This is a genomic window from Amorphoplanes digitatis, from assembly GCF_014205335.1.
GTDB classification, from domain to species: Bacteria; Actinomycetota; Actinomycetes; order Mycobacteriales; family Micromonosporaceae; genus Actinoplanes; species Actinoplanes digitatus.
Genome location: NZ_JACHNH010000001.1, coordinates 5804501 through 5818055 on the forward strand (window position 1 = coordinate 5804501; position 13555 = coordinate 5818055).

General features: G+C 70.4%; 11 protein-coding genes. 4 read left to right on the top strand and 7 right to left on the bottom strand.

The features are described from left to right. Positions 1 to 119 precede the first annotated feature (119 nt). On the bottom strand, positions 120 to 1055 hold the full coding sequence (locus tag BJ971_RS25555; RefSeq protein WP_184999092.1) for a PaaX family transcriptional regulator: 936 nt from the start codon (positions 1053 to 1055) through the stop codon (positions 120 to 122). A gap of 216 nt (positions 1056 to 1271) precedes the next feature. Here BJ971_RS25555 and BJ971_RS25560 point away from each other — a divergent pair, with 216 nt between their 5' ends. Further along, positions 1272 to 2594 carry an extracellular catalytic domain type 1 short-chain-length polyhydroxyalkanoate depolymerase gene (locus BJ971_RS25560; protein WP_184995746.1) on the top strand — a complete coding sequence of 441 codons (1323 nt, stop codon included), beginning with the start codon at positions 1272 to 1274 and terminating at the stop codon, positions 2592 to 2594. Positions 2595 to 2638: 44 nt separating this feature from the next. Here BJ971_RS25560 and BJ971_RS25565 read toward each other — a convergent pair whose 3' ends face one another. Beyond that, on the bottom strand, positions 2639 to 3856 hold the full coding sequence (locus tag BJ971_RS25565; RefSeq protein WP_184995747.1) for a CE1 family esterase: 1218 nt from the start codon (positions 3854 to 3856) through the stop codon (positions 2639 to 2641). Between the two features lie 336 nt (positions 3857 to 4192). Here BJ971_RS25565 and BJ971_RS25570 point away from each other — a divergent pair, with 336 nt between their 5' ends. Beyond that, on the top strand, positions 4193 to 5686 hold the full coding sequence (locus BJ971_RS25570; protein WP_184995748.1) for a non-reducing end alpha-L-arabinofuranosidase family hydrolase: 1494 nt from the start codon (positions 4193 to 4195) through the stop codon (positions 5684 to 5686). Between the two features lie 174 nt (positions 5687 to 5860). Then, positions 5861 to 7306, top strand: a complete 1446-nt coding sequence (locus BJ971_RS25575; protein WP_239087168.1) for an AbfB domain-containing protein — start codon at positions 5861 to 5863, stop codon at positions 7304 to 7306. 10 nt (positions 7307 to 7316) lie between these two features. On the opposite strand, the gene BJ971_RS25580 is transcribed toward BJ971_RS25575, so the two are convergent. The 4 genes from BJ971_RS25580 to vanR-Sc all read right to left on the bottom strand — a co-directional run bounded on the left by BJ971_RS25580 (position 7317) and on the right by vanR-Sc (position 11981). Beyond that, complete coding sequence (locus BJ971_RS25580; protein WP_239087167.1) at positions 7317 to 8696, bottom strand: family 43 glycosylhydrolase; 1380 nt, start codon at positions 8694 to 8696, stop codon at positions 7317 to 7319. Next, complete coding sequence (locus tag BJ971_RS25585) at positions 8693 to 10138, bottom strand: glycoside hydrolase family 43 protein (RefSeq protein ID WP_239087166.1); 1446 nt, start codon at positions 10136 to 10138, stop codon at positions 8693 to 8695. The genes BJ971_RS25580 and BJ971_RS25585 overlap by 4 nt, the downstream gene beginning before the upstream one ends. Positions 10139 to 10231: 93 nt before the next feature. After that, positions 10232 to 11320, bottom strand: a complete 1089-nt coding sequence (locus BJ971_RS25590) for a sensor histidine kinase (protein ID WP_184995750.1) — start codon at positions 11318 to 11320, stop codon at positions 10232 to 10234. Then, positions 11313 to 11981: a VanSc-type vancomycin resistance response regulator transcription factor VanR gene (gene vanR-Sc / locus BJ971_RS25595; protein WP_184995751.1), complete on the bottom strand. Its 669-nt coding sequence runs from the start codon at positions 11979 to 11981 to the stop codon at positions 11313 to 11315. The genes BJ971_RS25590 and vanR-Sc overlap by 8 nt, the downstream gene beginning before the upstream one ends. An 86-nt stretch (positions 11982 to 12067) precedes the next feature. Here vanR-Sc and BJ971_RS25600 point away from each other — a divergent pair, with 86 nt between their 5' ends. Next, on the top strand, positions 12068 to 13096 hold the full coding sequence (locus BJ971_RS25600; RefSeq protein WP_184995752.1) for an endonuclease/exonuclease/phosphatase family protein: 1029 nt from the start codon (positions 12068 to 12070) through the stop codon (positions 13094 to 13096). Here the strand turns inward: BJ971_RS25600 and BJ971_RS25605 are convergent. Next, positions 13086 to 13508 carry a GNAT family N-acetyltransferase gene (locus BJ971_RS25605; protein WP_239087165.1) on the bottom strand — a complete coding sequence of 141 codons (423 nt, stop codon included), beginning with the start codon at positions 13506 to 13508 and terminating at the stop codon, positions 13086 to 13088. The two genes, BJ971_RS25600 and BJ971_RS25605, sit on opposite strands and share 11 nt — an antisense overlap. Positions 13509 to 13555 lie beyond the last annotated feature (47 nt).

Sequence of the window (13555 nt, forward strand, 5' to 3'; positions counted from 1 at the left end):
TGGCGGGGCTCCCTCGGAGATACATCTATCGACGAACACAGATGTACCGGGCGGAACCCCGTTCGGCACGCGGTCAGCGCACCGAACAATCAATACTGATCAATTGGAGGCGCGGGATGTCACCGGCCCAGGCCGGCGGCCAGCTCGGCGACGGTGTGTGCCCGGACGCCGGAGACCTCATCGCCGGAGTACGGGCTCGCCACCGCGCGTACGTGCTCCTGGGCGGCGTCGGCCAGTCCGTCGTAGACGGACATGAACAGCTCGCGGGCCGGTTCCCGTAGCCAGCCAGGGGGCAGCAGCCCGATGGGTAGCTGCGGGTCGAGTATGGGCAGGCGGCGATAGGTGTCCATGACCTCGGTGCGGGCGCGGACCGCGCCCGCACCGCTGATCTCGGACGGGGTTCTGCTCCAGCGCCGAATGAAGGCCTCGTACTGCCGCGCGATCTCCGCGGTGTCCCACGCGTCGAGCGGGTTACGCCGGATCGCCGCGTCGAGCTCGATGTGCCGGGCGCGGAAGACGGTCAAGGTGCCGAGGGTGAGTTCGGCGAACCGGGCCCTGGTCTTCTCACTGAGGTCGTGGGGGGAGATCCACAGGCCGTCGTAGAGCGGCGCGAAACCCATCCACCGCAGCTTGCCGCGCAGCGCCCTCCGCAGGGTGCCCTCCTGCTGCGGCAGCGAGAAGGCGACAAGCGTCCACTGCTCGTCCCACGGCGGCGCGGCGGCCGCGGCGATCGCGCTCCCGCCGATGGTCAGTGACGCGGCGGCCGCGGCCGTCAGGCGGTGGGAGCCGCGCCGGCCCTGGCGGCGGCCTTCGAGTACGCCGCGGCGGACGAGCCGGCTGATCGCCGTCCGGGCGCCCGCGGGGCTGACACCGCCCTCGGCGAGCAGGTCCACGATCGCCGCGGCCGGCAGCCACGCGCGGGTCCGCAGCGTGTAGTCCGCCAGCAGGGTCACGGCCAGGCCCTGCGGCGAGTTGCCGGCCTGCCGCCGGGGCAGCCGCACGGATCCGGCCGACTCCTCGGGGAATATCTCGTCGATGTCGTACGGGCTGGTCACGGCGACGGCTCCCGGGGTGCGGTCGGACATCGATACGACTCTACGGGTCCGGCCGCCCAATTGATCGAGGTTCGTCGATTGACAGTTTCCGGCTCGGGGTGAAGACTTTCTGTAACACGATGGTGTGGACCCGGGCTCCGCACGAACACACCCACCCGTGCCTCGCCTCTCCACCTCCACCACCACGAAGCACCCGAGGAACAAAGGAGACAGGCGATGAAGATCAGACGGAGACTCCTGCTCGCGGCGGCGATCTCACTGACCGTTGCCGGGCTTGTCGTGCCGGCCACGCGACCCGCGTTCGCCGCCTCGCTGACCGAGGTCACCGGCTTCGGCGACAACCCGGGCGGCATGCGGATGCACATCTACGTCCCGGACACCCGTCCGGCCGCGCCGGCCATCCTGGTCGCCATGCACGGCTGCGGCGGCTCCGGCCCGGGGTTCTACTCCAGCAGCGAATTCGCCGGGTTGGCCGACCGCTACGGGTTCCTGGTCATCTACCCGACCGCGACACAGCAGGCCGGGTTCGGCAACTGCTTCGACACCTGGTCGGACGCCGCCAAACGGCGCGGCGGCGGCAGCGACCCGGTGTCGATCGTCTCGATGGTCACCTACGCCCAGCGGCAGTACGGCGGCGACCCGAACCGGGTCTACGCGACCGGCAGCTCCTCCGGCGGGATGATGACCAACCAGATGCTCGCCCTCTATCCGGACGTCTTCAAGGCCGGCGCGGCGTTCATGGGCGTGCCGTTCAACTGTTTCGCCGGCGCCGCCGACTTCCCGCCGAGCACCAGCAGGTGCACCGGCGGCAGCATGGACCGCAGCCCGCAGCAGTGGGGCGACGCGGTGCGCCAGGCATACCCCGGATACAGCGGGCCGCGTCCGCGCGTCCAGCTGTGGCACGGCACCGCGGACACCCTGGTGCCCTACTCGCTGCTCCAAGAGGAGATCGAGCAGTGGACCGACGTGTTCCGGCTGAGCCAGACGCCGACCTCCAGTGACACCCCGCAGTCGTCCTGGAACCGCCGCCGCTACGCCGACTCCTCCGGCACGGTGCAGGTCGAGGCGTACAGCATCCAGGGCGCCGGGCACAGCCTGCCGAGCACCGGCATGGCCGCGGCCGCCATCGGCTTCCTCGGCCTCACCGGCGGCACCACGCCGCCGCCGTCGACCACACCGCCGCCCTCGACCACGCCGCCACCGACCACGCCACCGACCTCGGGTCCGTGCCGCGTGACGGCCGCCGTCAACGCCTGGAACACCGGCCTGACCGAGAGCCTCACCATCACCAACACCGGCACCGCCGCCGTCAACGGCTGGTCCCTGGTCTTCACCCTGCCGGGCGGGCAGACCATCACCTCCGGCTGGAGCGCCACCTACGCGCCGGCCTCCGGCCAGGTGACCGCCCGCAACGCGAGCTACAACGGCGCGATCCCGGCCGGCGGCTCGGTCACCATCGGCTTCCAGGCCACACACACCGGCAACACCGGCAAGGCCGGCGCGTTCACCATCAACGGCGGAAGCTGCACGGCCGCCTGACGAGCCCGGGTGCCGCCGGACCTCTCCGGCGGCACCCTCCGTGTCTATGCCGCTGCGCAGGTCGGCGACGGCACGCTGTTGGTGCCGTTCCAGGTGCCGAGGAACCCGAACGTGGTGGACGCCCCGGCGGCGAGACTGCCGTTCCAGGTCTCGTTGGCTATCTGCTGCGAGGTGCCGCTGGAGGCGTTGCGGCCGCCCCACAGCTGAGTGATCGTCTGGCCGTCGGCGAACGTCCAGCCGACCCGCCATCCGGTCAGCGCCGCGGCGCCGGCCCGCACCGTGACCTCGGCCTGGAAACCGCCCTGCCACTGACCGGTTATCCGATACCCGGCGGTGCAGGCACCCGGCTGGGTGGTGGGCGACGAGCTCGGCGTCGAGGGCGAGGTAGGCGAGGTAGGCGTGGTGCCGGGCAGCTGGGAGAAGAACTTCCAGATCTCCGTGCCCGTCCAGGTCCGTGCGCCGCTGGTCGAGGTCGAGCCGTCCACCGGTTCCGGCGTGTGGTCGCCGTCGAACGCCGCCCACGCCACCGGGTAACCGGCCCGGCAGCCCGCGTACGCGGTCACGATGTGAGTGAGGCTGCCCTGCGCCGGCTCTGGCGGATTCTGCGTCGTGCAACCGTTGTTCCGGACGAACGTGTCGCGGATCGAGCGGCCCATCGAGATGTTCAGCACGCTGTCGTGCGTACCGTGGATGCCGAGGTAGGCGACCGGCTGCGTGCCCGGGCTGCAACCGCTGAGGTTGGCGCCGGAGAGCACCGCGACCGCGCGGAAGACCGCCGGCCGGGCACAGGCGACGGCGTAGCTCATCGAGCCGCCGTAGCTCCAGCCGAGCGCGAACAGCTGCGAGGTGTCGACGCACAGATCGCCCTCGATCAGGGCGGTCAGATTGTCCACCAGGGTCAGGTCCCGGCCGCCGGTGTTCGCCCAGCCGTTGTCGATGCCCTGCGGTGCGACCAGGATCGCCGAGTTGTTCGACAGCTGCTGGAGGCCGTAGTAGCCGCCGCTCGCCACGTTGGCGGCGCTTCCGTTCAGCCAGTGGAAGGCGAAGATCAGCTTGTACGGCCGGTCGCGGTCGTAGCCGTCCGGTACCCGCAGGATGTACGTGCGGTTCTGGCCACCGCTGGAGATGGTGCGGGTGCCACTTGTCAGCGTCGGCGCCCTGCCGCATCCGGCGGTCGACGCCGCGGCGGCGGGGATCACCGCCAGCGTGGCAAGTGTCAGGACGGCCGCTACCGCCACGCCGGAGAGTTTTCGGATGGACATCACGGTTCCTCGATTCAGTCGAGGGAAATCTGGGAGCGCTCCCATTCGACCGCCATGTTCCCAGAACATTTCCCGCGAATTCAAGGACCTATCGACATTCAACTATTCGTCTTCGAGCGACTCGCGCAGCGCCGGCCCATAACAGTTTTTCACTTTCGAAATGACTTTCGGAAAGCTGATGCTTGCGGCCTACTGTCGAATATCCGCAGCTCAGGGCCGCAATCGCGGCAATTGCTTGAATCTATTGGAGCGCTTCCGTAACCTTCGGGAAGTCCCCCTGTTACCGTTCACTATTTCCACGAAGATCGGCGTCATTCCATCCCCAAGGAGTAGTTGATGACTACGAAAACGCCCCTGCGCCGCTGGTGGCGTGCCGCCGCCGCGGCGCTGACGCTGGCCGCCGGCGGGGGCATCGTCGCGCTCACCGCCTCCGCGGCCTCCGCCGCCACCATCGACACCAGCGCCTCGTACGTGCTGGTCAACCGCAACAGCGGCAAGGCACTGGACGTGTACAACCTGGCCACCAACGACGGCGCCCGGATCACCCAATGGTCGCGCAACGACGGCAGCCAGCAGCAGTGGCAGTTCGTCGACTCCGGCAGCGGCTACTACCGGCTCCGATCCAAGCTCTCGGGCAAGGTCCTCGACGTCTACAACTGGTCCACCGCCGACGGCGCCGCCGTCGTGCAATGGAGCGACAACAACGCCGCCAACCAGCAGTTCAGCGTCCAGGACATCGACGGCTACATCCAGCTGATCAACCGCAACAGCGGCAAGGCCCTGGAGGTGCAGGGCGCCTCCACCGCCGACGGCGGCAACATCGTCCAGTACGCCGACTGGAACGGCACCAACCAGCAGTGGCAACTCGTCCGGCTCGGCGGCACCACACCCACGACACCCACGACTCCGCCGCCGTCGGGCACCTGCACCCTTCCGTCGAGCTACCGCTGGTCCTCGACGGGTTCGCTGGCGAACCCGAGGTCGGGCTGGGTCTCGCTCAAGGACTTCACCACCGCCCCCTACAACGGCAGGACCCTGGTCTACGCGACGACGCACGACACCGGATCGACCTGGGGCTCGATGAACTTCGGCCTCTTCTCGAACTGGTCCGACATGGCCTCGGCCAGCCAGAACGGGATGTCCTCGGCCACCGTGGCGCCGTCGCTGTTCTACTTCGCGCCGAGGAACATCTGGGTGCTCACCTACCAGTGGGGCCCGACCGCCTTCTCCTACCGGACGTCGAGCGATCCCTCCAACGCCAACGGATGGTCGGCCGCGCAGCCGCTGTTCACCGGCAGCATCAGCGGCTCCGGCACCGGGCCCATCGACCAGACCGTCATCGGCGACGGCACGAACATGTACCTGTTCTTCGCCGGCGACAACGGCAAGATCTACCGGGCCAGCATGCCGATCGGCAACTTCCCGGGCAACTTCGGCTCGTCGTACACGACGATCATGAGCGACTCCACGAACAACCTGTTCGAGGCCCCTCAGGTCTACAAGGTCCAGGGCCAGAACCAGTACCTGATGATCGTCGAGGCGATCGGCAGCCAGGGGCGCTACTTCCGCTCGTTCACGGCCACCAGCCTGAACGGATCGTGGACGCCGCAGGCCGCCAGCGAGAGCAACCCGTTCGCCGGCAAGGCGAACAGCGGTGCGACCTGGACCAACGACATCAGTCACGGCGAGCTGATCCGTACCAGCGCCGATCAGACGATGACCGTTGATCCCTGCAATCTGCAACTGCTCTACCAGGGACGCTCACCCAGCTCCGGCGGCGATTACGGCCTCCTGCCCTACCGCCCGGGCCTGCTGACCCGGCAACGCTGAGGCTCGTGGTGAACCGGGAACCGCCCGGGGAGATCTGCCCGGGCGGTTCCCTCGTCATAACGGTTTTTCAGTAGGAGTTTCCCGTAGGAACGTGCGGGATTTGCTCCTTGAACGCCGGAACACGCGCTCGTAGCATGCGGATTCCGGGGGCAAGCCATCGAGGCAGGACGTTCTGTGAACCAGCTATCTCGCGCCGAGGAAGTCGCTGTCGTCACCGCGGCGCGCGCCGGCGGCAGCGGCGCGATGAGCGAGCTGGCCAGGCTCCAACTGCCGTTCGTCTACCGCCTCGTGTGGCAGGCCATGCCCGGTGATCCGGATGTCGACGACGTCGTGCAGGACATCATGCTGCGTGCCTTCCAGCGGCTGCCCGGCCTGCGCGACCCCGCGAGCTTCCGGCCCTGGCTCGCCGCAACGGCCTTCCGGCAGATCGCCACCCACCGGGCGCGGGGCAACCGGCCCGAGGGGCGGGCGGTGCCGCTCGACGCGGCCGTCGGCCGGCCCGACGCCGCCGCCGAGGTGGAAGGCCCGGCGCTGCTGCGGGCGGGTCTGGCCGCGCAACGCCGGCAGGTCGGGCACGCGACCCGGTGGATGGGCGCGCGCGAGCGGGCCGTCTACTCCCTCTGGTCGCTGGAGACGGTCGGCGAACTGACCCGCGCGGACACGGCCAAGGCGCTGAACAGGAGCGTGGCCAGCACCGGTGTGCAGGTTCAGCGCATGCGGGAGCAGCTTGAGCTGAGCCGCAGGGTCGTCGCCGCGTTGGAGGCTTCGCCCGACTGCGCCGAGTTGGAGCGCGTCGTGGCCGGCTGGGACAGCGTCCCGAGCGCGTTCTGGCGCAAACGGATCGGCAGGCACGTGCGTTCCTGCCCCGTCTGTGCCCGGGCGGCGGACGACCTGGTTCCCGCCGAGCGGCTGCTCGCCGGCATCGGCCTCGTCGCCGTACCGGCGGCGCTGGCCGGCGCCGTGCTCGGCAAGGCTCTCGCGGCCGGCGGCACCGGCCACGGCGCGACGGCGGGCGCGGCGACCTGGCTGGGCGGTGCCGTGCAGGCGATCGGGGCGCAGCAGGTGGCGGCCGCGGTCGGCGCGGTCGTCATCGCCGTCGGCGTCGCCGTGCCGGCGACCGGGTGGACGACGCCCGGGCAGCACCGGACGACCGTCTCGCCCGCGCCGAGCCGAACGGCCCGGCCGCTGGCGGCCGGCAAGGTGTCGCTCGAGTCGGCCGACGCCGGCGGGAGATACGTCGCGGTCTCCGGTGACTTCGGGATACTCGCCCAGACCGGCGCGGCGAGCGGCGCCGCCGCACGGCAGCGGGCAACCCTGCGCACGGTCGCCGGCATCGCCGACCCGGAGTGCTTCTCGTTCCGCGGGCAGGACGGCCGCTACCTGCGTCACTCGTCGTTCCGGCTGCGGCTGAACCCGGACGACGGCACGGTTCTGTTCCAGCGGGACGCGACCTTCTGCGTCCGCGCCGGGTTCACCGCCGGATCGATCGCCCTGGAGTCGAGGAACTACCCGGGCTTCTTCGTGCGTCACCTCGGCGACGAACTGTGGATCGACCGGTACGACGGCAGCGACGGCTTCCGCGCGCAGAGTTCGTTCCTCGTCCGCGACCCGCTCGCCTGACCGGCGCCCGCTACAGGGTCGGCGTGACCGGCTGGATGGTGCCGTCCGCGTTGAACCGCAGCGGATCGATCGTCACCTCGCGGTTGGTGCCGTTGCCCGCCGGGACGGCGAAGCGGTGGTAGGCGATGTGCCAGGTGTCAGCGCCGGGCGCCTGCACGATCGAGTGGTGCCCCGGACCCTTGATGCCCAGGCTCAGGTTCTTCGACAGGATCGTGCCCCGGTGCGTCCACGGGCCAAGCGGCGACGTGCCGGTGGCGTACTCGACGTGGTAGTTCTCCGAGCCGGTGTCGTCGACCGAGTACGACAGGTAGTAGACGCCGTTCCGCTTGATCATGAACAGGCCCTCACGGAAGTTGGGCAGGCTGAACTGCCGCACCTGCGCGGCGTCGAACGACGTCATGTCCGCGTTCAGCGGCACCGCGTACGCGTACCCGTTGCCCCAGTACAGGTAGGACTGGCCCGAGTCGTCGGTGAACACGTGCGGGTCGATCATCTGACCGGAGCGGAAGCCCGCGGCGACCAGCGGCCGGCCGAGCGCGTCGGTGAACGGCCCCGCCGGGCTCGTGGCGGTGGCCACGCCGATGTTCGTGTCGGCGCAGAAGTAGAAGTAGTAGCGGCCGTTCTTGGCGGCGATCGTCGGCGCCCAGGCCCGCGAGGACGCCCACGACACGCTCGGGCCGACGTCGAGGATCGTGCCGTGGTCGGTCCAGGTGGTCAGGTCGGTCGACGAGAACGCCTTGAACCGGGTGCCGCTCCAGCCGTTGTACCCGTCGGTGGTCGGATAGAGGTAGTACCGCCCGTTCAGGTACGCGATGTTGGGGTCGGCGTAGAGGCCCTTGATGACCGGGCTGCGCCGCCCGGCCACCCACGGCGCCGTCACCTGGAACGAGCTGTCCGCGACGAACGTGGCCGGGTTCGTGGTGGACGCGTCGAGCCACAGCGCGTAGTCGCGGTGCCGGATGAACCGGCCGGGGTAGTTCAGCGACTCCAGCCGCACCGACCCGGCGGCCGAGCCGTCGCGTACGCAGAACGTCGCGTCGGCCAGGAACGTCGCCGTGCCGGCGTTGGTCTCCAGGCGGATGCGGTAGTCGCGGTGGCGCAGCCACATCCCGTTGGCCGCCTGGAACGACACGCAGCCCGCACCGCCCGCCAGGCCCGGCGTCACGGTGAACGTCGCGTCCGCCTTGGCCTGCGCCGAGCTGCCCGAGGTCACCGCGGCGAGGCCGCCCAGGTAGTCGCTGTGCCGCACGTACTGGCCGGCCACGTTCACCGACAGCAGCGACCGCGCCCCGGCCGGGATCTCCGCGGCGCTGGCCGGCTGGCCGGCGACCGCGACGAGCAGGCCCGCTCCCATGGTCACCGCCAGCCCGCGGCCCAGTGCCCGCCTCACGACGTGACCCGGAAGGTCGCGTCGCCCTGCGCGGTCGCCGTGCCGATCTGGTCGAGCCGCAGCAGGTAGTTGTAGTGCCGGATGTAACGGTCGGTGTGGTTGTAGGACTGGAACGACGCCGCCGAGGAGTCCGCGAGCCCGGCGACCCGCTTGAACGTCGCGTCCGCCGCGAACGTGGCGCTGCCGTCGTCGGCGGCCAGCACGAAGTCGTAGTTGGAGTGCCGCAGGTAGTACCCGGGGTAGTTCACCGACTGGATCGACACGTAGCCGGACGCGTTCGCCAGGCCCGGCACGATCCGCCACTGCGAGTCGGCGAGCGGGCTCACGCTCGGGTCGATGCGGACGTCGAAGTTGCTGTGCCGCACGTACCGGTCGGTGAAGTTGTACGACTGGAGGCGGTTGATCGGCGTCGAGGCGCCCCACCTGCCCAGCACCCGGCTGCTCTCGGCGGCGGTCAGGTTCAGGATCGACCCGTGCCGCTTCTTGACCGCGCCGAGGTGGTAGCTGCCGGAGGCCGCCCTCGCGTACGTGCCGGGGCTCGACGGGTTGGTGGTCAGGACCGGCAGGTAGCCGGCGCCGGCGGCGTACTGGTCGAGGTAGAGCGCCCACTGGTTCGCCGTGTTGAACTTCATCCACATCGGACCCTCGACCTGCGCGCCGGTCAGCCCGATGCCGGAGAGGTTGCCCAGCGTGGTCCAGGTGCCCAGGATCGAGTTGCTGCCCTCGAGCGTGATCTGCCCGTCGCCCGACGCGCGCACGTAGCGGTAGTTGCCGACCCCGGTGGGCACCTCGACGATCTGCGTGTCGATGATCTCCTGGGTGCCCGGCCGGGTGATGTAGGGCTGCGCCGTCGTGACGGTGCGGAAGTCCGTGGTGCGCGCGTAGTAGATGCGGTGCTTGGTCGCGCCGCCGCTCGGCACGTTCGTGGCCCAGTACAGGACGTAGTCGTTCGTCGCCGGATTCCAGATCGCCTCCGGCGCCCAGGCGTTGCGCCCGTCGCCGATGGCGCCGGCCACGTTGATCAGCCGCGGCGCGGACCAGGTCACCAGGTCCGCCGACTCCCAGACCACGAGCGACCGGCTGCCGTTGTTGATCGCCGTCGACCAGGACGTCGGCGCACCGATGCGCAGGTCGGTCGCGATGATCCAGTACTTGTCGCCGGCCGGGGAGCGGACGATCGCGGGGTCGCGCACGCCGCGGGTACCGACCGTGGACAGCAGCACGGGCGCGCCGTTGTTGAGGTCGGTCCAGTGCAGGCCGTCGGTGCTGTGCGTGAAGTAGATCTGCTCGCCGTTGGCCTGCTCGCCGATGAAATGCACCATGAGGTACGCCGTGGCGGCCTCGGCCGCGACCGCTTTGCGCGCCGTGGTCCCGAAGCCGAGGGCGAGCAGGAGTGCGGTCACGAGCGTGATGACGGTGGAGAGACGTCGAGAGCGTGTCACGGGCGTTGCCTTTCGCGGGACAAGACCGACAGGCATCTATGTTAACGTTCACAAGATTTGCTCGCAGACGTTAGCCGCGACATCGATGCATCGTCAAGCCCGGGGCAGCTCCACAGTGACGTGAAGCCCGCCGGACGCGCGTGTGGCGAGGGTCAGCGTTCCGTCGTGCGCCTGGGCGATGGTCTTGACGATCGCAAGGCCGAGCCCGACGCCGGCGTGGTCGTGGTGCACCCGCTCGGTGCCGCGCCGGAACGGCTCGGTAAGCGTCGGGACCAGCAGCGGGTCGAGCGCCTCGCCGGTGTTCTCGACGGTGAGCACGACCGTGCCGGGTTGGACGCTGGTACCCACCCACACCGCGCCGTGTTCCGGCAGGTTGTGGACGATCGCGTTGTGCACGAGGTTCATGGCCAGTTGCAGCAGCAGCGCCTGCGAGCCGACCGTGGTCGCGATGTCGCCGCGGGTCTCGACGGTGACGCCGTGCTTCTCCGCGAGCGGCAGGAGCGTCTCGGTGGCCTCCTCCGCCACCAGCGACAGGTCGACGCGTTCCCGGGTGAATGACCGCTGCCCGGCGCGGCTGACCAGGAGCAACGCCTCGGTGAGGCCGATCGCCCGGTCGTTGACGGCCTGGAGACGGTCGATGAGCTCGCCGGCGTCGCGGTCCGGATCGGCGCGGGCCACGTCGAGCAGCGCCTTGGAGATCGCCAGCGGGGTGCGCAGCTCGTGCGAGGCGTTGGCCGCGAATCTGCGCTGCTCGGCGACGTGCGCCTCGAGCTGGGCGAGCATCGTGTCGAAGGCGTCGGCGAGCTCGCGGAACTCGTCCCGGCGCCCCGGCAGCCGGATCCGGTGCGCGAGAGATCCGGTCGCGGCCAGCCGGGCGGCGCCGGTGATGCGGGTCAGGGGCGCGAGCATCCGCCCGGCGAGGAACCACCCGCCGACGAGGCCGAACACCAGCAGGAACACCAGGGCCGCCGCCGCCCTCGGCGCGAACATACGCAGGAGATTGGTCCGCACGGGGAAGACCACGGTGTCCGGGTCGGCGGAGACGATGAGCGCGCGATCGGGGACGTAACGCAACAGGAACACCCACACGACGGCGAGCAGCAGCGCGCCCGCGAGCATGAGGAATCCGGCGTAGCTGAGGGTGAGCCGGAGGCGGACGCTGAGCCCGGGAGCCCTACTCATGTCCGGCGTCGATGCGATAGCCGACGCCCGGGACGGTGGCGATGATCCAGGGCTCGCCGAGCCGCTTGCGCAGCGCAGAGACCGTGATGCGCACGGCGTTGGTGAACGGGTCGGCGTTCTCGTCCCACGCGCGTTCCAGCAGCGTCTCCGCGCTGACGACGCCGCCCTCGGCGGCGAGGAGAACCTCGAGCACCGCGAACTGCTTGCGGGTCAGTGCGACGTAGCGGCCGTCGCGGTGGACCTCTCGGCGGAACGGATCCAGCCGCAGACCACCCATTTCCCGTACGGGAGGACGGCTGTGCGCACGCCGTCGGTCCAGTGCGCGGAGCCTGAGCGCGAGCTCCTGGAGCGCGAAGGACTTGGTGAGATAGTCGTCGGCGCCGAGCCCGAACCCGGAGGCCTTGTCCTCGAGACGGTCGGCCGCGGTGAGCATGAGGATCGGCATGCCGCTGCCGGAGGCGACGATGCGCTCGGCGATCTCGTCGCCGGAGGGACCGGGCACGTCGCGGTCGAGGACGGCGATGTCGTAGGCGTTGACCCTCAGCAGCTCCAGTGCGGTGTCGCCGTCACCCGCGATGTCCGCCGCGATCGCCTCAAGGCGCAGCCCGTCGCGGATGGCCTCGGCCAGATAGGGTTCGTCCTCGACGATCAACACCCGCATGCGGCAATGGTACAAGTCGGTGGATATCGCCACCGTATCGAAAACCGCATACGCGCCCGCAACACCGCACACCCTTGACTGGCGGCATGGCTACCTCCCAACTGTCCGCACCGACACCGGCCCGCCGGGCATTGCGCGCGGCGTTCCGGCCCGGGCCCTGGCGGCGTGGACCCGTACTGGTGGCGCTGTCGCTGCTGCTCGGCCTGCTGATGCTGCTGCACGCGCGGATCACCGACCGCGGCGGCCTCGGCAGCCTGGTGGAGACCTTCCTGCCCTGGTACGGCCTGTTCGTGCCGGCGCTGCTGGCCGGGGCGCTGTGGCGCCGCTCCCCCGCCGCGGCCGTCGCCCTGCTGCTGCCGGCCGTGGTGTGGCTGAGCCAGTTCGGCGTACTGCTCGGCGACCGGTCCGGCCCGGGCGGCGACCTCGTCCTGGTCAGCCACAACGTCGGCGCCGAGAACACCGACCCGGCCGGCACCGCCCGCACCCTGGCCGCCTCCGGCGCGGATCTGCTGGCACTGGAGGAGCTGACGCCACAGGCCCAGGTCACCTACGAGCGGGAACTGGCGCAGGCGTACCCGTTCCACGCGGTGCTGGGCACGGTCGGGCTGTGGAGCCGGCTGCCGCTGTCGGACACCCAGCAGATCGACACCGAGATGAACGCCGGCCCGCTGGCGGCCACCATCCCGGCCGAGGCAAAGCTGGCCGAGAACCGGGCGCTGCGCGCCACGGTGGCCACGAACCACGGTCCCCTCGCGGTGTACGTGGCGCACCTGGGCTCCGTACGGGTGAATCCCCGGAAGGGGTATTTCACCGACTCGCGGGACCGGAACGCGCGGGCGCTCGCCCGGGCCGTCGCCGCCGAACGCAACGAGCGCGTGGTGCTGCTCGGCGACCTGAATGGGACAACGGACGACCGCGCGTTCGCCGACCTCACCGCGCGGCTGCGCCCGGCACACGACCTGGCCGGCGACGGCTTCGGCTTCACCTGGCCGGCGAGCCTCCCGGTGGTGCGGATCGACCACATCCTGGTCCGCGGCGTACGGCCGGAGGCCGCGCGGGTGCTGCCGGCCACCGGCAGCGACCACCGCCCGGTGTTTACCCGGATCAGCTGGTGACCGGCTCCCAGAACAGCATCTGGCGGTGCCGGCCGAAGCCGTTGCGCAGGTAGAAGTCGACCGCGCGGCGCCCGGAATGGACGCTCACATGCAGCAGCCCCCGGCCACGCGCCTCGGCCAGGAGCGCGGCCATCAGCGCGCCGCCGATGCCCCGGTTGCGATACTCCTCGCGGACCATGACCGACTGGACGTCGCCGTACCACCGGTCCATCGCCCCGTTACCGGGCACCCGCTCCGCGACATGCAGCCAGGCGTTGCCGACCACGTACCCGTCGATCTCGGCGACGAACGGCAGATGCGAGTCCGCATGCGCGGCCACCCACCCGGCGAACGACCCCAGCTCCTCCGCGCCGACGCCGCGCAGCTCCGCGAGCACCGCCACATCCCCCACCCCGGCCCTCCGCACGATCACCCGGCGAATTCTAGGTGACGAATCGTCACTCCCCTGGGTGACCGTAA